15 protein-coding genes are annotated in these 19,367 nt (G+C 73.4%); 7 read left to right on the forward strand and 8 right to left on the reverse strand.

Annotation, left to right across the window (positions count from 1 at the left end; translation table 11 throughout):
* Positions 1-129: 129 nt before the first annotated feature.
* Positions 130-2,070, forward strand: coding sequence for a hypothetical protein (locus tag IF89_RS0127165; RefSeq protein WP_030773468.1), 1,941 nt, complete (start codon positions 130-132; stop codon positions 2,068-2,070).
* A 123-nt stretch (positions 2,071-2,193) separates the two neighbouring features.
* Here the strand turns inward: IF89_RS0127165 and IF89_RS0127170 are convergent, their stop codons facing one another.
* From IF89_RS0127170 to IF89_RS0127185, 4 genes are all read right to left on the reverse strand, one after another.
* On the reverse strand, positions 2,194-3,765 hold the full coding sequence (locus tag IF89_RS0127170) for a S8 family peptidase (RefSeq protein ID WP_030773470.1): 1,572 nt from the start codon (positions 3,763-3,765) through the stop codon (positions 2,194-2,196).
* Between the two features lie 677 nt (positions 3,766-4,442).
* The gene (locus IF89_RS0127175; RefSeq protein WP_030773473.1) at positions 4,443-4,973 is read right to left on the reverse strand and encodes an adenylate kinase; all 531 of its coding nucleotides are present in this window, start codon (positions 4,971-4,973) and stop codon (positions 4,443-4,445) included.
* A gap of 168 nt (positions 4,974-5,141) precedes the next feature.
* Entirely contained in the window at positions 5,142-5,717 is a 576-nt protein-coding gene (locus IF89_RS0127180; protein ID WP_030773476.1) for a hypothetical protein, read from the reverse strand.
* A gap of 202 nt (positions 5,718-5,919) precedes the next feature.
* Entirely contained in the window at positions 5,920-6,759 is an 840-nt protein-coding gene (locus IF89_RS0127185) for an SDR family oxidoreductase (protein ID WP_030773479.1), read from the reverse strand.
* A 258-nt stretch (positions 6,760-7,017) separates the two neighbouring features.
* Here IF89_RS0127185 and IF89_RS0127190 point away from each other — a divergent pair, with 258 nt between their 5' ends.
* The gene (locus IF89_RS0127190; protein ID WP_030773482.1) at positions 7,018-8,547 is read left to right on the forward strand and encodes a hypothetical protein; all 1,530 of its coding nucleotides are present in this window, start codon (positions 7,018-7,020) and stop codon (positions 8,545-8,547) included.
* A gap of 73 nt (positions 8,548-8,620) precedes the next feature.
* Here the strand turns inward: IF89_RS0127190 and IF89_RS0127195 are convergent, their stop codons facing one another.
* Positions 8,621-9,325 carry a 4'-phosphopantetheinyl transferase family protein gene (locus tag IF89_RS0127195; RefSeq protein ID WP_030773485.1) on the reverse strand — a complete coding sequence of 235 codons (705 nt, stop codon included), beginning with the start codon at positions 9,323-9,325 and terminating at the stop codon, positions 8,621-8,623.
* Positions 9,326-9,730: 405 nt separating this feature from the next.
* Here IF89_RS0127195 and IF89_RS0127200 point away from each other — a divergent pair, with 405 nt between their 5' ends.
* Positions 9,731-10,351 carry a carbonic anhydrase gene (locus tag IF89_RS0127200; RefSeq protein WP_030773488.1) on the forward strand — a complete coding sequence of 207 codons (621 nt, stop codon included), beginning with the start codon at positions 9,731-9,733 and terminating at the stop codon, positions 10,349-10,351.
* Positions 10,352-10,386: 35 nt separating this feature from the next.
* Positions 10,387-11,898 carry a SulP family inorganic anion transporter gene (locus IF89_RS0127205; protein WP_107047366.1) on the forward strand — a complete coding sequence of 504 codons (1,512 nt, stop codon included), beginning with the start codon at positions 10,387-10,389 and terminating at the stop codon, positions 11,896-11,898.
* A 931-nt stretch (positions 11,899-12,829) separates the two neighbouring features.
* Here IF89_RS0127205 and IF89_RS0127220 read toward each other — a convergent pair.
* Positions 12,830-13,096: a WhiB family transcriptional regulator gene (locus IF89_RS0127220; protein ID WP_030773495.1), complete on the reverse strand. Its 267-nt coding sequence runs from the start codon at positions 13,094-13,096 to the stop codon at positions 12,830-12,832.
* A gap of 217 nt (positions 13,097-13,313) precedes the next feature.
* Between IF89_RS0127220 and IF89_RS0127225 the strand changes: the two genes are divergently transcribed.
* On the forward strand, positions 13,314-13,622 hold the full coding sequence (locus IF89_RS0127225) for a hypothetical protein (RefSeq protein ID WP_030773498.1): 309 nt from the start codon (positions 13,314-13,316) through the stop codon (positions 13,620-13,622).
* A 58-nt stretch (positions 13,623-13,680) separates the two neighbouring features.
* On the forward strand, positions 13,681-14,268 hold the full coding sequence (locus IF89_RS0127230) for a DoxX family protein (protein ID WP_051807697.1): 588 nt from the start codon (positions 13,681-13,683) through the stop codon (positions 14,266-14,268).
* 320 nt (positions 14,269-14,588) lie between these two features.
* Here IF89_RS0127230 and IF89_RS41005 read toward each other — a convergent pair whose 3' ends face one another.
* Positions 14,589-16,766: a protein kinase domain-containing protein gene (locus IF89_RS41005; RefSeq protein ID WP_051807699.1), complete on the reverse strand. Its 2,178-nt coding sequence runs from the start codon at positions 16,764-16,766 to the stop codon at positions 14,589-14,591.
* Positions 16,767-16,867: 101 nt separating this feature from the next.
* On the reverse strand, positions 16,868-18,331 hold the full coding sequence (locus IF89_RS0127240) for a YhgE/Pip domain-containing protein (RefSeq protein WP_078628548.1): 1,464 nt from the start codon (positions 18,329-18,331) through the stop codon (positions 16,868-16,870).
* A 152-nt stretch (positions 18,332-18,483) separates the two neighbouring features.
* Here IF89_RS0127240 and IF89_RS0127245 point away from each other — a divergent pair, with 152 nt between their 5' ends.
* Positions 18,484-19,137, forward strand: a complete 654-nt coding sequence (locus IF89_RS0127245; RefSeq protein ID WP_030773509.1) for a MerR family transcriptional regulator — start codon at positions 18,484-18,486, stop codon at positions 19,135-19,137.
* Positions 19,138-19,367: the final 230 nt, after the last annotated feature.

Consider the following 19,367-nt stretch of genomic DNA (forward strand, 5'->3'; position numbering starts at 1 on the left):
TGCCGGGCGGCATGCCCGGCGGGCCCCCGCACCCCCCGCCGCGGCGGACGCGCGGGGTCCGGGTGCGCCTGCCGGTGATCGGAACCGCGGGGGTGTGACCATCGCAGGATTCACTCGTTTGACGCGGACGTGAGCACCTCTCAGAGATTCGGCTCGGCCGCCGTCGAGCACGCCGAGGCGGTCCTGGTCGAGCAGTATCCGCGACTGGTCCGGCTCGCCTACCTGACGCTCCCGGACTCGATGAGCCGGCACACCCGGGTCCTGCTGGCCCACAAGGCCGTCCAGCGCGCGCTGCCCCGCCCGGGCACGCCGGCCGGCCCCGACCGGGCCGACGACGCCCCGGACGGGCCCGACCGGCACCTCGCCCTGGTCCGCACCCGCGTCCTGCGCGCCACCCTCACGCCCGCGGGCCCCGCCGGCACCGCCCGGGCCCGCCTCGGCCGGCCGCCCGTCCCGCCGTTCGTGTGGGGCCTGAGGCTGTGGCCGCCCGCCGGCGGGATCGACGAGGCCGCCCGGACGCTCAGCGGCGCCCCCGCCCCGGTGCGGGCCGCGTTCGTCCTCCACCACCTGGACGACCTGGCCGAGGACGAAACCGCCCGCCTCCTGCGCCTGGCCGGCAGCGCCGACCCCGCCGGCGCCGTACGGGACGCCCTCGCGCTGCCCGTCGCAGAGGACCTTCTGCGGGCCCTGCGCCGACCGGAGTTCGACGCCAGCGTGGTCAGCGCCCGCCCCACCGACCTGCTGCGCCGGCGCCGCAGGGTACGGGCCGCCTGGGCCGGCCTCGCCACTCTGGCACTGACCGTCACCGTGTTCGCCGTCCACGGCCCGCCCGCCGACCTGGACGTACGGCCCGCCTCCGGCCCCGCGGCCGCCGCGGTACTGGACCCCGCCCGGCTCCAGCGCGTCCCCGCCGAGGCCTGGGCGGACACGGCCCGCGTCGACTTCACCGCCTGGCCCGCCCGCGGCGCCCGGACCGGCGACCGCGCACTGCTGACCCGCGCCCTCGGCACGTGGGCCACGCCGGGCGCCACCCCGGTCACCACGGCGCCCGGCACCACGGCCGAACCCCCCGCCCGGCCGTCCCACCTGCTGTACGCGGGCGCGGTCGAGGGCCGGGCGGTGGTGCTCCTGCGGGACGGCGACCGCGTCGTGCGCTACAGCGAGCCCGCCACCGGGTCCGGCGGCCGCACCCTCGACGTCACCCGTACCGACGAGGCCGGGGTCACCACCGCGGCCGCCCTCACCCTGTCCCGGGCCCCCGACGGGGCGTCGGCCCGCTACCTGCTCGCGCCCTGGATCGCCACGGCCGCCACCCGCGACCTGCTCCGGGCGGGCGACCCGGCCCGGCCGCTCGCCGTCACCGGCGACGGGGTCACCGCACCGGCTGCGGTGCCGTCGGCCGGCGGTGCGTGTGCCACCTGGCCCGTCCTGGAGCTGACCTCCTCCGCCCGCATCGTCGAGAAGCACTCCTTCGTCCTCACCGACCTCGGAGCGCTGTCCCCGGTCCACCTGACCCACACCCCGCTGCCGGACAGTTTCGCCGCCGCCCCCGCCCGCCAGCCGCGCGAGGCCACCGGTCCCGAGGCGCGCGCCGCCTGGGCCGCCCAGGCCTGCCGGCTCGGCGAACTGCGCGCAGGCGGATACCGGGCCGTGAACGTCTGGGACTTCGCGGCCGCCCAGCTGCCCGACGGTGCCGGCCGTGCGGTCTGGTCCTGCACCCGGGCCTCCGGCTGGGCCGGACCCGGTGACGTCACGGTCCGGCTGCGCCTGCCGTCCGGCGCACCGCAGGACGTGGCACGGGCCCGCGCCACCGCCGCCTGCGGGCGGTTCGGCCAGCACCTCCTCGCTGGCTTCCGGTGGCGCTCGCCCGCGGACCGCTGGTACCTGCTGGCCGCCGGGAGCCGGCAGGTCACCGGCATCACGGCGACCGGAGCGGTCCGCGCCGGCGCCGCGGAGCGCACGCTCGCCGCCCCCTGGACCGGCCCGGACGGCAAGGTGTTCCTGACGGGCAGCCTCGCCGGCGGCGGCACGGTCACCGCCCTCGACGGAGCGGGGGGCGGCCGCGACTGACGGGCGCCGCCTGCCACGCCCGCCGGGCCCGGCCACGGACCTGCACGTGCGGCGGGGGCGACCGTCCCGTGGTCGCCCCCGCCTGTTCATCGCGGCTCAGGAGTCACGTGCTGCACGGTGCGCTCAGAACTGCAGCGCCCAGGAGTCGATCTTTCCGGTGTCGAGGTTCGCGTTGTCGTTCACCCGGAGCTTCCACACCCCGTTCGCGACCTCCGAGGAGGCGTTGACGGTGAAGCTCTTGATGATGTTGTCCGCGCTGCCGCCGGAGCGGTTGTGCAGGTTGTAGAGGGTGCCGTCGGGCGCGACCAGGTCGACCTTGAGGTCGCCGATGTAGGTGTGCTTCACGTCGACCGCGACGGTCAGGGCCGCCGGGGCGTTACCGGTGACCCCGCTGACGGTGACGGGGGAGTCGACCGTCGCGTTGTCGCTGATCGCGTAGTCGGCGGTGTTCTCGAAGCGCTTGCCCGGCGGGACGGTGCCGCCGTCACCGACGTTGAGCAGCAGGTTGGGGGAGCCCGTACCGGGGCTGGTCACCACGTTCGGGGTCGCGGCGGCCACCAGGGCGTCGCGGACCTGCGCCGGCGTGCCGGCCGGGTTCTGCGAGAGGTGGAGGGCCGCCGCGCCGACCACGTGCGGGGTGGCCATCGACGTGCCGGAGATGGTGTTCGTCGCCGCGTCGCCCGTGGCCCACGAGGAGGTGATGGAGGAGCCGGGGGCGAAGAGGTCCAGGACCGTGCCGTAGTTGGAGTAGCCGGCCTTGGCGTCGGTGCTCGTGGTGGCGCCGACGGTGATGGCCTCGGTGACCCGCGCGGGGGACCTGGTGGAGGCGTTGGTCGACTCGTTGCCCGCGGCGACGCCGTAGGTGATGCCGGAGGCTATGGAGTTGCGGACGGCCGTGTCGAGCGCGGAGTCGGCTCCGCCGCCGAGGGACATGTTGGCCACGGCCGGCTTGACGGCGTTGCGGGTCACCCAGTCGATGCCCGCGACCACCTGGGCGGTCGTGCCGGAGCCGTTGTTGTCCAGGACGCGCACGCCGACGATCTTGGCCTTCTTCGCCACGCCGTACGCGCCGCCCGCGACGGTACCGGCGACGTGCGTGCCGTGGCCGTGCCCGTCCTGGGCGGTGTTGTCGTTGTCGATGGCGTCGTAGCCGTTGGAGGCGCGGCCGCCGAAGTCCTGGTGGGTGATGCGGACACCGGTGTCGATGATGTAGGCGGTGACGCCCTCGCCCGCCTTGTCGGGGTAGGTGTAGCTCTGGTTCAGCGGCAGCGCCCGCTGGTCGATCCGGTCGAGGCCCCAGGACGGCGGGTTCGGCTGGGTCGCGTCGACGGTGAAGACGCGGTCCTGCACGACCGACTGGACCGCCGGGTCGGCGGCGAGCTTGCGGGCCTGGGCCTCGGAGACCTTCAGCGAGTAGCCGTTGAGGGCCGCGCTGTAGGTCCGGTCGATCTTCGCGCCGTACCGCTTCGCGACGGCCTTGCCGCTGTCGGCGTCGGAACGGGCCGCGGAGTCCTTCAGGGTCACGATGTAGCTGCCGGAGATCGTCCCGGCGGCGCCGGCGTTCTCGATGACGCCCTGCGCACCGGTGTCGGCCGCCGAGGCGGGCAGGGCGGCGGCCGCGCCGAGGGCGAGGGCCGCGACCGCGGTCGCGCTGATGCCGGCGAGCCTTCGACGGGTGTAACGCATCACGGACATGTGGGGGGTCCTCCTCATGGATGGTGCAGGACGGGGATGGAGCGCGGGGGAGCAACTGCCGACGAGCGACCGCCATGCCGTCATGTGCATGACAACCCGTCAACTCCGCCTCGCCCTCGAAAGGTTGACCCACCCCCGGCCCGCCCACAAGAGTCCGACGGGCGCGTAACATCCTTGCCATGCTCCGGCCATGAACGGGCAAAGACGCACCGCACATGACGCGGGCACGGCCGCTGCGGCCGGCGCGGGGGCCGCAGGAGCCCCCGACGCGTCCCGACACCGCTGGGACTGGTCGGGCCGCGGGGATACCAGAGGCTCGATTTCACGCCGGGAGCGATGCGGCCGCGCAGAGCGCCCACCCGGCGGCGTCCTCCCCCCGACCTCCCGCCCCACCGAGCCCGCTGCCTGCATCCTCCCCGGCGCCCCCGGGTCGGAGCCACCCGCTCCACCACCCCCGCGCAGAGGGCGTGTTCACGCCACCCGCATACGGGCCCGGCCGCCGTGACCGGGAGGGACCGAGGCCGGCCGCATCGCCCCGGCGCCGGGCAGCGGCCCCACCGCCAGGGCCGGGGGAGCGGCACCCGGACTCCGCGGAGCGCGAGCTCACACCAGCGGGAGACGAGTTGTGAAATTTTCGTGAGCGGGCACCGTCCAGGCCCTTTCCCGGGGCACCCGGATCAGGCCGCACCGGTACGACCGCTCAGCCACCGTGCCGCTTCGCGCGGGCTGCGCAGGCGGACCACGTGCAGCGGCGCGAACCGGGGGTCCGCCGCCCGCCGACCGATCCCGGCGCGCCGCTCCGCGAACCGGGACCAGGCCCACCGGACCGGATGGTCGGCCTGGAGCCAATCGCGCCAGGCCTCCCGGTTTCCGCCGAACAGCCGCTCGCGCCGCAGACTCCGCCGCAGCGAGCGCAGCAGGACGCGCCGCATCACCACGCGCCGCGGAAGGTCGAGCCACACCACGGTGTCGGCCCGTTCCCACATCAGGTCGCGCACCGCCGCCGGACCCTGGCCGTCCAACACCCACCGCTCCCCGGCCGCGATGCGGGCCGTGTCCTGCGCATAGGTGGGGCTGACCTGCCACTGGGGTCCGCAGAAGTGCAGGGCGTCCACCTCGTGGTAGGGCAGGTCGAGGCCCCGCCCCAGCGCCCTGGCCAAGGTCGACTTCCCGGCTCCGCTGATCCCGAGGACGAGCACCCGTTCCATCGGTGGATCATAGGGCGCAGCGACGCCGTGCCGGCCTGCTGGTCGGAACGGACCCCGGCACCAAGTGGCCCGCCGCTGTTCGCGGCCCCGCCCCGTGCGCCGGCACCTCGCGCGGGCGGCACTCCGCCCGGGGCGCCGCCCGCTCCCGCCCCGGTGCCCCGCGACGGTTCAGCCGATACGGACGGTGATCTCCGGGAGGGGTAGGCCGGAAAGGTTCAACTGCAGCCCGGCCAGGGTCAGATGGGTCTGCGAGTCGGTCAGGGCGGAGGTGGTGGACGGCGCCAGGGTCTTACCGCGCGTGCTCACCAGCAGGTGCCAGCCCCCGCGCTTGTAGCTGCGGGAAGCGTCGGGCCGGTCGCCGTTCGGGTTGGGCGTCCAGCCCTGCCGTTCCAGGTCGGCGCAGACGGCGTTCATCTCGGACTGCGCGGCGCTCTTCTCCCGGACGGCCGTCCAGCCCGTCCGGTCGGAGTCGGCGCCGGCCGGGGCGATCGGGCGACCCTGCGCCGGATCGAGGCCTGCCGCTGCGAGCGCGGTCCGGATCACCTCGTCCACGGCGTCCCGCGTCAGCGGCGGCGACGTCGGCTCCGACGCAGGCGCCTCCGCGGACGCGGACGGCGCCGGCTCGCCCAGCCGGATCCGCCCGTCGTCGTCCACCTGGACGTGATCGGGCACGACCACGGCAGCCAGACTCACGATCAGCGTCGCAGCCAGCCCGCTCCACACCCTCTTCATCAGTGCGTTCACCACGACTCCCCCGAGTGATCATCCGCAAGGAGTCTCACACACCCCCCTCGACACCGAGCGGCCGCCCCCGACCCGACCGCCCGGTCACGAACGGGCGGGCGGAACTGGTGGTGGCGGGGACGTACTCGGCGGTCGCCCGTCCTGTGCCGCGGACGATCGTGGCTCGCGCAGCGGGCATCCGTATCCGGCTCGGCCGCCCCGCTCAGGGCGACGGCGGGGGTGTGCCCTGCGTGAGCCTTCGGGCCGTGGCGAATTCCTCGCGCCAGATGTCGTCGGCCTGCTCCAGGTAGCCGTAGGCGTCCGCGCCGACCGGGATGCGCAGCGGAGTGGGTTCTTCGGCCGTGACGATGCCCAGGACCTGGGCAGCGAAGTCCTCGGGGCGTCCGGTCTCCGGGTTGTCCGCCATGCCCCGCGCGCCTTCGAGCATCTCGCGGTTGGTCACGTCGTACGCCGGGATCCTCCGGTGCGCCTGCGTCATCGACGCGCCGTAGCGCGTGGCGAACATGCCCGGCTCGATCACCGTGACGCGGATGCCGTGCGGGGCGCCCTCGGCGGCCAGGGCCTGGCTCATGCCTTCCAGGGCGTGTTTGCCGGCGACGTAGGCGGCCAGGCCCGGGAACGCCATGCGGCCGGCCACGGAGGAGACGTTGACGATGTGGCCGTGGCCCTGGGCGCGCATCAGCGGCAGGACGAGGCGCGCGAGCCGCCACGGACCCACCACCAGGGTCTCCAACTGGTCGCGCAGTTCCGCGTCCGAGACCTCCTCGACCGCGCCGAACAGCCCGCCCCCGGCGTTGTTGACGAGGATGTCGATGCCGCCCAGGCGGTCGGCGGCACGACGCACCGCCTCCTCGCAGGAGGCGGCGTCCCGCAGTTCGAGCGGGATCGGCACGATGCGGCCGGCCAGGGCGGCGGCGAGGTCCTCCAGATCTGCGGTCTTGCGTGCGGTGACCGCCAGTGCGTCCCCGGCCCGTGCCGCGGCCGTGGCCAGCGCACGTCCGAGCCCCGAGGAGCATCCGGTGATCAGCCAGCGTCGTCCCATGCTTCCCCCGTGACAGTTGAGCGTTCCGGATCGTGGTGGTGCAGGCCATGGTCGAGGTGGCGAAGCATGCGGTCATCACCTCCCGCGGGGGCGTGCGGAGGCGCGCCGGCGCACGTACGGGCGCGTACGACTCGGCCCGTGCGGGCCCGCCCATGTCTCGCGGTGGATGACGCATGACCGCTGACACGGTCCGGCCCGGAGGTGCAGAATCGATCGAGCGGCACCGGGCGGGGGCCCGGTCCGGGGGCGGGGGCACCGATGGCACGGGCATGGGGCTGGGGACTGACCGTACTGACGACGGCATTCGTGCTGTGGTACGCCTCCTACTACACGACCGTCATGGTCTGGGAACTGCGCAAGCTGTTCGCCTGGTTCGCCCTGCCCCTCTTCACCGTGGCGGGCTGCATCGCGGTGGGGCTGGTCCTGCGACGGCTCCGGCGGCGCGCCGGCCGTCCCGCGGGCGGCGGTACCGCGGCCATCGTCCTCGGCTGGTTCGGCGGAGCCTTCGCGCTGGTCCTCGCCGTCGGCTGGCTCGTGTACGGGGCCTACCTGCAGGACCGCGCCTACATGACCTCCGCGCAGATCGTGACCGACCCGGTGCCCGCACTGTCCGCCCGCTCCCCGTACGTGGTGGGCAAGGCGCAGGCCGCCCCGCACCTGGGCGACGTGACCGGTGAGATAGCGGACATCACCTACCTCCCTGATTCCGACCGCTTCGGCGCCCTGGTCGAGCGTCGCGGCTGGCTCGCCGGCTACGAGGTCGGCCTCGTGCAAGAGGTCCCCCTCGGCGGCACCGGCCGCAGCCAGGAGCGCTGCCCCTTCGACGTGGAGAAGGCGGACGCCCGGATCGGCGGCTGGTTCACCCACAACCTCGGCCGGAAGATCTCGGCTGTGAAGCGGTGGGTCCGCTTCGAGGCCGACGACGCCTACGTCACCTGCTCGAACGGCGATCCGGTCGTCGTCGTCCCCCTCAAGCGCCAGACCGGGCTCCTGGTCGTGACCGAACGCCCCGCGGGCGTGGCCCTCTACGACGGCAGGACCGGCCGGCTCACGGTCACCGCCGACACGTCCGACGTCCCCGGCCCCTCCTACCCGCTCAGTCTCGCCGCGCGCCAGCGCGAGGGCACGGCCGCAGTGGGCGGCTTCGGCGACTGGTGGTTCGAGCGCAGTGGCTGGGACGCATCCGAGGACGGCGCCAACGACGGCAACGAGTCCGAGTTCACCCTCCGCCACGGCGCCTCCACCGGCGGCAGTGCCTACGTCACCCCCCTCACCCCGCAGGGCGACGCCAGCTCGGTGGTGGCCGTGTCGACGGTGCCGACCCGCCACCAGGGCGGAGCCCTCGCCCCGATGACCGTCTACCGCCTCGATCCCGCCTGGTCCTCGCCGAAGGCCCTCGTGGCGCTCATCAAGGCCGAGTACCGGGACGTCTGCTGCTACAACGACGACGAGGTGTTCGAGATCGTCCCCACCGGCGGCAGCACGTGGACGGCCACCATCGGCAGCGAGCAGAACATCCGCTACCGCGTGGAGGGGCGGGGCCCCGTCGACGGGCGCGAGGCCACCTGCCTCAAGGCCGCCGACGGCGCCCTCATCCGGTGCGCGTACGCGGCGCCCGGCTCGCCCGAGCAGCAGGAACTCGAACGCCGCGAGCAGCAGAAGCAACAGGACGGCGCGGCGAAGGGCGGGGGCGACCCGGGTGACCTCAAGGGCCTGACCGACGAACAACTGGCCGACCTCCAGCGGCGCCTGGGCGACGAGTTCGTCCGCCGCCTGAAGAGCACCTGAGCCCACCCCCGACAGGCCGCCCGGCTGCTCCGCCCCCGGCCTCCTGACGGGCGCGCCCGCCGGAGCACCGTCGTCAGGCGGGGAGGAGGGTGGCGAGAGCGGCCGCGTAGTCGGCGGGGGCCGGCAGGTCGGTGAGGTAGTGGCCCGGGACCGCGGACGGTCGGGGGAGGGTGCTGACGTACGGGTCGGCAAGGCCGTTCGCGAGGCCGGTACCGGCTGCCTTCAGGCAGGCCTCCTTGCGGGCCCAGCAACGCGCCAGCGCGGTGGTGCGCCGCTCGGCGGGCAGGGCGGTGAGCTCCTGCGTCTCGGTGGGGTGGAGGAGGTGGAGGACGTCGGTGATGGTCTGCGGGGTGGGATGTTCCTCGATGTCGACACCGACGGGGGTGGTGGCGAGCGCGATGTAGGCGTGGTCGCCGCTGTGGGAGAGGGAGAAGTGGAGCGGGTTCCCGGGGATGTTGGGGCGGCCGTGCGGGGCGCCGCAGCACGGGCAGTCCTCGCGGCCCAGCCGGATGGTGCGGGGCGCCCGGTCGAGGTGGATGCCGAGCAGGATGCGCAGGGCGAGGTGGGAGGCGACGTAGCGGTGGGCCAGCCCGGGATGGTGGAAGCGGGCGGCGCGCTCGCGCTCCTCGCCGTCGAGGACGGAGTCCGCGTCGGCGACCGGGTGGCCGCCGACGACGTCGATGGTGGTGTTCAGGGCCCAGACCACGGGGGTTGCGGTGGTGGGCGCGGGGCCTGCGACGGCCGGGGCGGCTCCGAGCTGATGCACGTACTCGATCACGCGTTTGAGAGTAGTCGAGTCGCACGCGCCGCCGTTCGGTGACTGCTGGATCCGGTGCACGGCTGCGGACGGCTCGGGGCGCAGACGCCTTGAGGGCGCCGCGCTCCTGATTCCGGATGCGAAGTACCTGGCCCCGACGAGGTCGAGCGAGGGCCCGAAGCCGCGCCTCAAGGTCAAGTTTCATTTTTGTACAGATTCTGACAGTAAATAATCTGTCACCGATAGGTAATGTGCTAGAAAAATTGGAGTTGCGGCTGCGAACGCCCTCCGCCGCAACAGGGTGTGACGCATGCCCCGAAGACGCGGCACCGATGAAACCCGGCCACACCCGACCCCTCCCGACCGACCCGACCGACCACACCGCGCCCCGGCCGCAAGCCGCGCAGGCGCAGGAGGCAGGCCATCATGAAGTCACTGATCGACAACGCGCGCTCCTTTTCGGCCCTGCACGTCGCCGACCCCCGACACGCCGAACACTTCCAGGCCCTGGAGGCAGGGCAGTCCCCGGAAGTCCTGTTCATCACCTGTTCGGATTCGCGCGTCGTACCCGCTCTGATCACCGGGGCGCGCCCGGGTGAGCTCTTCGAACTCCGCACCGCCGGCAACATCGTCCCGGCTTGTCCCGATGACGGCCGCCCCAGCGGTGAGGCGGCCACGATCGAGTACGCCGTCCGCGTGCTCGGCGTCCGCGACATCGTCGTGTGCGGGCACTCCCACTGCGGCGCGGTAGGGGCCGTGGTCCGCGGCGAGGACCTCTCCTCCGTACCCGCCGTCCGAGACTGGCTGGACGTGGCCGTACCCGCGGACGCGCCCGTCCGCTCACTGCCGGGCCACTCGTCCGACGTCGCGGACGCTGTGCAGGCCCATGCCCTCGCACAACTCGAAGCCCTGCGCGGCTACCCCTGCGTGCGGGAAGGCGTCGAGGCGGGCCGGCTGGGGCTCCACGCCTGGTACTACGAGGTGCACACCGGCTACGTCAGGGCGCACCGGGCCGACGACGGCAACCCCGCGTTCGGCGTCCTGTGAACCGGCGCGCCATGACATCGGGACGACAGTTACTCATGCGTGCCGTTCGCGGGAACCCCGCCACGCTGCGCCAGGACGCGCTCGCCTCGCTGGTGGTGTTCCTCGTGGCCCTGCCGCTCTGTGTCGGGGTGGCCGTCGCCTCGGGCGTGCCCGCCGAACTCGGCCTGGTCACCGGCATCGTCGGCGGACTGGTCGTGGGCTTCCTGCCCGGCAGCGCCCTGCAGGTCAGCGGCCCGGCAGCCGGACTGACCGTGCTCGTCTTCGAAGCCGTACGGGAATTCGGCCTCGGCAAGCTCGGCGCCATCGTGCTGGCCGCCGGAATGCTCCAGATCGCGCTCGGCCTGCTGCGCTTCGGGCGCTGGTTCCGGGCCATCTCCGTGTCCGTCGTCCAGGGCATGCTGGCCGGCATCGGGCTCGTGCTCATCTTCGGGCAGCTCTACACGATGGCAGGCGCCAAGCAGCCGGGCTCGGGACCGGAGAAGGTCCTGGGAACCCCGGGCCTGATGGGGCAGATCGCCACCAGCGGCACCGCGCTCACCTCCTTCGCGGTCGGCCTGGGGACCATCGCCGTCCTCGTCGGATGGAAGAGGCTCCCTGCCGGAGTGCAACGGGTGCCCGCCCCGCTTGCCGCCGTGGCCCTCGCCACCGCCGCCGCGGCGATCGGCGGCCTGGACACCGCCAGTGTGCAGGTGCAGGGTCTCCTGGAGGCGGTCCAACCGCCCGCCGCAAGCGACCTGGCATCCCTGGGCAGCGCCGCCGCGCTCGGCACCGTCCTGGGCTTCGCGCTGATCGCGTCGGCGGAATCGCTGTTCAGCGCAGCGGCGATCGACCGGATGCACGACGGTCCGCGCACGCACTACGACAAGGAACTCGTCGCGCAGGGCATCGGCAACACCGTATGCGGAGCACTCGGAGCGCTCCCCATGGCCGCGGTCATCGTCCGCAGCTCCGCCAACGTCCAGGCCGGCGCGAAGACCAAAGCCTCGCGCATCCTGCACGGACTGTGGCTCCTGCTCTTCACCGCGCTGCTCCCGGCGGCGATCGGAGTCATCCCGCTCGCAGCGCTCGCCGGCGTACTGGTCCACGCGGGCTGCAAGCTGATCCCCGTCAAGGACCTCGTCGCGCTGTGGCGCAGCCACCGCGACGAGTTCCTCATCCTCGTGATCACGGCCGTCGCCATTCTGGCCACCAGCATGTTCGAAGGGGTGGTGCTGGGACTGGTGCTTGCGGTGGCGAAGTCGGCATGGGAGACCTCCCACGTTCACCTCGAAACGCGGCCACTCACCGGCGGGCGGATCGTGGTCGTCCTCTCCGGCAATGCCACCTTCCTCCGCCTGCCCCGCATCCTGCACACCCTGGAGGCACTCCCGAAGGACCGGCCCATCGAGCTCGACCTGACCGACGTCCGGCACCTGGACCACGCCTGCAGGGCAGCCCTCGAGAACTGGGCCGCACGGCACAACGCTGCCGGGACCGAACCGGTACGGATGACCGGATACGCGGTGGCGGACGCCACGGCCACCGCTCCCTCGCGGACGACTGGCTGATCCGAGGACGACACCCGGCAGGCAGGCGGGGATCCCCCGGGCCCGTGGCGCAGGCGTGGTCCCGGGCCTGTCGGCCACGGAGAAACGGTCGTCCCCGTGGCGAGTGCGCGGCGGGCGCGTGCTGCGAGCCCTGCCCCGCACCGCGGTGTGTCCGGCCCCGAGGGGCCGGACACACCGTCCCGGCGGGGGGCCGAGCCGTCACCTCGGTGCGCCTGCAGGGCTGTACCCGCCAGCTCCACCGCGCCTCGTTGACGATGATCGAGTCGTCGTCCAGGTCGCTCACCTTCCCCGCGGCGAGCGGAAGGCGGGCCGTTACCGCGAGGGACACCGGCTCAACAGCCCGGGCGTCGGACCCGACGAGCGCCACGCCGTCCTCCAGGACGAATACGGCGCTCGACGAGCCGGCGTGGACCTCGGCGCCGGACCACCGCAGGGTTCTCGCCGTCCTCACCTACTTGCGGTCCTGAGCCCGTACAGGTCCGCCGCAGGTCCGACGCGCCCACCGCGGACAAGGCGTACTGTCCGGGGCGATCCGCCGGTTCGTGCGGCGCGGGGGCCATCCGTGCGGTGACGCCGGAACCGGCGGATCCGAGGGCCGACCGGGCGCGGCGGGCTTCAGGCCGCCGGAAGGCCGCCGGCCTCCGACCGGGAGCTCTCAAGCCCCGCAACCTGGTCGAACACGGCATACACGTCGAGCAATTCCGCGTCGCGATCGCCACCCGCTTCGACCACCTCACCACCCGCTTCTGGCGCATGTGCCGGTCAGTGCACCGGCCGCACCATCGGCGAGTCCTTCGCGTTCCGCGGCGACGACCGAGGGCTCCACTGACCGCCGAGGAAGCGGCGCCCTCCGGCGTGCCGGGGCAGCCGAGCGGGCACCGCTCTCCCGCACCACACCCCTCCCGCCGCCACCGCCGGGGCATCAGGGGCATCAGCCGGAGGATCCGCCGGAACGACTCGCCCGAGCCCGCGCCCTGCGCCTCCTGGCGGCCCGGCGCTCCTCCTCGCTCAAGCCTCCGCACACCCCGAACTCCTGACCCCCGTCCAGGGCCCACTCCAGGCAGGCCTCCCGCACCGGGCAACGGTGGCACACCGCCTTGGCCTCCTCGATCGGGAGGAGTGCCGGGCCGCTGGAGCCGACGGGGAAGAAGAGATCGGGGTCCTCCCACCGGCAGGCCGCCTCATGGCGCCAGTTCATCGTCGTTCCTCCATCCGGTTCGTCTTCGTCCATGTCCTTCCTCCCTCTCCTGGCCGTTATGGGTGGCTCTATTCGGTGGCGCGGCAACCGTTCACGGCCTCACCACATCGGGCACGACCGGTCGCCCCGGGGATTGCGCCGGCCCACCGCGGGGGATTCGAAGGCCGATACCGGGGCATCCACACAACTCAGCCCAGCCGACCGACTGGAGGCAGCAGTGACCACCTACGTCATCACCGTGCCCGGCACGTTCCTGAGGGACATCGACGACGCGACCCGTTCCGAGCTGGCAAAGAGGCTGGCCTCGCACCACACCGACCTGAGCGAGACGGAAGACGTGGAACTGCTCACGGTCCACGAGGGCGGCACCTTCTCCGTACGGCTCGAAGTCGAAGCCCTGGACCGGTCGAACGCCGAGGCCGACGCCGTCCGGCTCCTGTCGTCCACCCTCCAGGAACTCGGCTTCGCGGAGAAGGACGCCCCGCTCGGTCCTCCCGCCGTCACGGGCATCGACGGCGAGTCCTGACGCGCAGTACGGCCCGGATGGACCGGATGGACGCCTCCGGGCGGGGCAGCAGCGCGACATGGCTCTCCTACGAAAACTCGCACGCCCCCTGCTCGCCGCCCCGTTCATCACCGCCGGGCTGCACACCGTACGCCGGCCCGACACCGCGTCGGCGGACCTCGTACAGTCCGTCGTACGGGCGGTGGCCGATCGCATCCCCACGCACCCCACCACGGTGCCGGACCGCATCCCGGCGGACCGTACTCCGCCGGCGGACCGCATCTCCGTTTCGGACCGCCTGCCGGCCCTCGCCACCGCGGATCCGCGGCAACTGCTGCGCGCCACGGGCGCGCTCCAGGCCACGGCGGGTCTGCTGTTGGCGACGGGGCGCGCCCCACGCCTGGCCGCGGTCACCCTCGCGGCCACGCTGGTGCCGACCTCCCTCGCCGCACACGCCTTCTGGACGGAGGACGACCCGGAGGAGCGCGCACGGCAGCGCACCCACTTCCTGACGGACCTGTCCGCACTGGGCGGTCTGCTGATCACCGCCGCGGACACCCACGGCAAACCGTCACTCGCCTACCGCTCCCGGCACGCGGTCCGCGCCGCCGCTACCGCTTCTCGCGCGTCAACGCTGCGGCGGGGCCTGGGTACACCACGCCGGTGAGCGGTTCCGAAGGCCCCCGCATCCGGGCGGTGGTGACGGCGTCACGAATCGGGGCTTGCCGGCTGCACAGCACCGGTTCGCCACGGAGCCGGGACGGCCCGGCGGGCACGACGTAGCTCCCGCCGGGCAGAGCGGGCGGAAGCGGGGCGGCGTACGGCGTCAACATGCCCCCTCCGGCGCGGACGGAAGGCACTGCGTTGAAGGCACTGCGCGGGAGGGAGCGGAGCAGCGCAGCGACCGGTCGGGGGACCGGGCAGCGGACGTGGCCCCGGAGCCGCGGCCCACGCCCGCGTCCTCCGGCGGCGCCCCGATTCCGCGGCTCACCGCCAGGCGGGGTGCCCCTCCGCGGAGCCGCCCGGCGTGAGGGCCCGCTCGTCGGACCCGTCCTTGCGGACGGCCCGGATCGCCGGCTTCTCGTAGGGGCCACGGACGAACGCCACCCACGCGCCGTCGACCGACCAGGTGGGGTCCATCTCGTGGTCGCCGGTGGTGACGAGTCCGCGGTCGTCGCTGCCGTCGGCGTCCACGAGGCGGATGTCGCCCTGGGTGCCCGTGCCGTAGATGCCCGCCGTGTAGGCGAAGGTGGTGCCGTCGGGTGACCACACCGGGTCGAGTGCCGCGTGGGGGAGCCGGGTCACCTGCTGGGGGGCGCGGTCCGGGGCCGTGGGGTCGACCACGTGGATCTGCCAGTTCTCGGGCCCTGCCTGCAGGCAGACCGCGATGCTCCTGCCGTCCGGCGACCATGCGGGATCCTCGACCTGCGCCGAGCCCGAGGTGAGCTGGCGGGACGCCCCGTCGGCCACGCTCACCGCGAACAGCTGCTGCACGCCGTCCTTCTTGCGGAGCACGGCCAGCTGGCTGCCGTCCGGCGACCACGACACCCGGCCGGCGGCGATGGGGGCGATCCGGCGCGCGTTCGAACCGTCGGCGTCGGCGGTCCACACGGCCGTGCCCTCCGGCGTAGTGCGGGTGAACGCGAACGACTTCCGGTCGGGAGACCACTGGGGAAGCGTGTCGCAGGCGCCTGCGCCTCCTGCGATCAGCGGTACCGGCTTCTCCGTCCCGGCGTCCCGGCGGGCGATGACGCCGTGGCAGGTGGCGGGCCAGCCCGGGGCGGTGTCCTGCCGGATCAGCAGGGGCCCGGTCGGGAACGGGGCGGGACCCGGGGCGGAGGCCGATCCGGTGGGGGACTCGGCCGGGGGCTTCGCGCTGTCCTTGGCGGAATCGTTCCAGGGCTGCCACGCGGACAGGCCGGCAGCCACGAGGGCCACCACGACCGCTGCCGCCACCAGGGCGGGACGACGCCGGGGCCGCTCCGTCGCCGCCTGCTGCGCGTGCGAGGCATGCGGGGCATGCGGGGCGTGCGCGGTCGCGGCTGCGGACGACGAGGGCGCCACCACGGGTCCCGTCACCGTTCGGGGCTGTTCCGCCAAGGGCCGCTCGGCACGCGGCTCTTGCGTACGGGGCTCTGGCGTACGGGGCTCTTCCGTACGGGGCTCCGCCACGCCGGGCCGGGCGGTGTCCGACGTCGGCAGGGGCTGCGGGGTGGCCGGTGGTTCCGCCTGCGGGCTCTCCGACAGCTCCTCCGCACGGCTCACCGGCGGGCTGTCGGGGGCGGTGGCCGTCACCGTCGGTTCCGGGGGCGGGAGCAGCTGCGTGGCCGCCGCGGGCAGCCACGAGTCACCGTCCGGGTGGCGGACCGTGAGAGCGCCGAGGAAGGCGGCCGGGGTGGGCCGTGCCGCCGGGTCCTTGGCCAGACAGGCGCCGATCGCCTCGCGGAGTTCAGCGGGCACCGCGGTCAGGTCCGGCTCCTCGTAGACGACCTTGTAGTGCCGGGCCGCGGACGGACCGTCGCCGAACGGGGCTCCGCCCGCCGCCTGGGTGAGCACCACCCCCAGGGCGAACATGTCGACCGCGGGAGTCAGTACCCTGCCGCCGGTGAGCTGTTCGGGTGCCAGGAACCCCGGCGTGCCGACTTGCAGGCCGGTCTGCGTGAGAGACGTTCCGTCCAGGGCACGCGCGATGCCGAAATCGATGACGCGCGGCCCGTCCTCCGCGATGATGATGTTCGCGGGCTTCAGATCGCGGTGGATGACCCCCGCGCGGTGGATCGCCTCCAGGGCCTCGGCCAGGCCGGCCGCCAGGACGGTGAGCGTGTCCGGGGGCAGCGAGCCGACGCGCGCGAGTACCGCTTGCAGGGTGGGTCCGGGCACGAAAGCGGTCACCAGCCAGGCGGGCTCCCCGTCCGGGTCGGCGTCGACCACCGGCGCGGTGTGGAAGCCGCCGACCCGCCGCGCCGCGGCCACCTCGTCGGCGAACCTGCGCTTGAAGCCGGGCTCGGTACTCAGTTCGGGGCGTACCACCTTGACGGCGACCGCACGGCCCGACCGGGAGCGGCCCAGGTAGACCACCCCCATGCCGCCCTGGCCGAGCCGTCCCACCAGCCGGTAGCGGCCGTCGCCGAGCGAAGTAGGATCGCCCGATTCGAGCGGCTTCATAGGTCCCCCGTTTCACACCTTGCGCGATGAACAGCCTCTCCCTACCTGTCGCGCCGTCCACCAGTCAAGCGAGCCCCGCGCGGGGGTCGGCGAGGGCCGGATCAGGACGTGGCGGCGGGTGCGGTGGCCTCGGAGGACGTGGAGGCCTCGGCGGGGGCCGCCGGGTCGGACTCGCCGTGGGTCTCCGGGCGGGTTCCGACGGGGGTTCCGTTGCGGGTCCCGACGCCCGTCCCGGCTGCGGCTGCGGCCTCGGTCGCGGCCTCGGTCTCGGTGTCCGTGCCCGGCCGGGGGATCCGGTGCAGGCCCCGGAGGTCGTAGAGGCGGGTGGTGGCGAAGCCGAAGAGCAGCGCCGCGACGAGGGCGACGCCCATCGACACCCACGCCCGGGCGAGCCCCGCGTCGGCCTGGGCCCCGTAGTAGAGCAGGGAGCGGAGCCCCTCCGTGATCTGGCGCAGCGGCTCGAACTCGGCGAGACCGCGGAAGAACCCGGGCAGCGCCTGCACGGGCACGGTGGCACCGGACGAGGGAACGGCCATCGCGACGAAGACGATCGTGGCGATCAGCATGCCCGGGGTGCCGAATGCGGCGAACAGGGCCAGGCTCCCGATGCCGACGACCGCGATGGTCGCGACGGAGTAGAGCCACAGCAGGCCCAGGTGGGACGCGTCCATGTCGAGGACGGCGACCGTGGCGACCTCCACCAGGGTGCCCATGACCAGCGACAGACCGAGCATGAGGGCCATGCCGATGGCCAGCGTGCGGACGCGGCTGGTGTGCTGGACGGGTTCGCGCTTCCTGAAGGGGCCGAAGTCGGTGTGCAGGTATCCGAGCGCGGTGTCCACCTGCGAGTTCACCACGTTGGCGCCGAGCATCCCGCAGACGACCAGGACGAGCGCGTAGTAGAAGGCACTCAGGCCCATGGCGCTGCGCTGACCGACGGGGTGGCCGTCGGTGACCGTCACGGTCACCGGATCGGCCAGCTTGAGCTGCGCAGCCGTCGGGATCGGGGCCTTCTGGGACCCGGCCTGCTTCAGCAGCTCCTGGCCGAGCTGGGAGGAAGCGGCGTGGGCGGCCTTCTGCGCGGCCTGCGAAGCCATGGAGGAGCCGATGCTGCCCGCGGCCTGGTTGGTCAGCACGGTCAGCGTCGGCGGGGCGGCCTTGCCCTGCGGCGCGGGCTGCGGCGCCGTCAGCCCAATCACCGTGGCGGAGAAGTCGTCGGGGATGACGAGGGCGCCGAAGAGCTTGCCCTTGCCCAGCCGCTCGTCGGCCTCCGCCCGGCTCAGGACCTGCCAGTCGATGCTCTTGTCGCCCTTGGCGGCCTTCTGTATCCCGGAGACGACCTGGTCGCCCATGTTGACGTGGGGGCCGCCGCCGCCCGCCGGGGCGCCGCGGTCGGCGTTGACCAGGGCGACGGGCAGGTCGCGCAGATTGCCCCTGGGGTCGACATTGCCGCCTACGTAGAGCAGGGCGAAAAGCATCGAGACCACTGCGGCGATGAGTCCCGTCCCGATCCACAGTCGGGGTCGGCGGAGCACGGACGGGGGCGGCGGCGTGGGCTGAGGCATCGACTCTCCGGTGCGGCGGCTGGCTGCATGGACGAACTGGATACTTCAGGTATCCAGCCAGTGGATAGTGGCAGTATCTTGTGGGTGGTGTCCAATTGCCGACGCCGGGAGCTCGGTGCCGGACCGCACGACCGAGAAGCAGGGAAGCCGCAATGAAGATCTCGGAGCTCAGCCGGACGACCGGCGTACCGGTCGCCAGCATCAAGTACTTCCTGCGGGAGGGCCTGCTGCCTGCGGGGCGGGCGACGGCTGCGACCCTGGCCGAATACGGGGAGGGGCATGTTCGGCGGCTTCGGTTGATCAAGGCTTTGACCTCGCTCGGCGGTCTGTCGATCGCAGCCACGCGTGAGGTTCTCGGGGCTGTCGATCGGGCCCAGGGCGCCGAGGGTGCGTTGGGGGCGGTCAGCTATGCCCTGCCGGTCGGGTCCGGCCGTCCGGAGGAATTGCCCGAGGGTGACGCCGCGGCCGGGGCGGAGGTGGCGGAGCTGCTGACGGCGCTGGGGTGGCGGGTGCCGGAGAGTTCGCCGCATGTGGAGGGGTTGCGGGTGGCTCTGGGGGAGTTGCGCCGGTTGGATGCGCAGTACGCGCCGGCTGAGCTGGTGGCGTATGCGCGGTTGGCGGGGTCGGTGGCGAGCCTGGATCTGGAGCGCGCGGCGGGTATCGATGATCCGGTGTTGCTGGCGGAGCGCGCGGTGGTGGTCCTGGCGGTGTGTGCGCCGATTTTTGAGCTCCTTCGCCGGTTGGCGCAGGAGGACCTGGTCAGGCGTCGTCTGGGGGCTGGTGGTGGTGGGGTGGTGTTGGGTTAGGGGGTGGGGTGGTGGTGGGGGGTGGTTTGGTGTGTTTTGGGGGCTTGTGGCGGGTTTGTTACGCGGGGTGGATGGTTTGGTGAAGGGGGGTGGTCAGGGTGGTGTGTGTCGGTATGGGGCATCTCGTTGGTGGGGTGTTCTTTCTGCTTCCGAGGGTGTGAGCAGTGGTGGCCGGGTCTGTTTCGGCGGAGGTTGTCGATGATTGCCACTTTGATCACTCGTGATGTGTC

It is taken from the genome of Streptomyces sp. NRRL F-2664, from assembly GCF_000719345.1.
Lineage (GTDB): Bacteria > Actinomycetota > Actinomycetes > Streptomycetales > Streptomycetaceae > Streptomyces.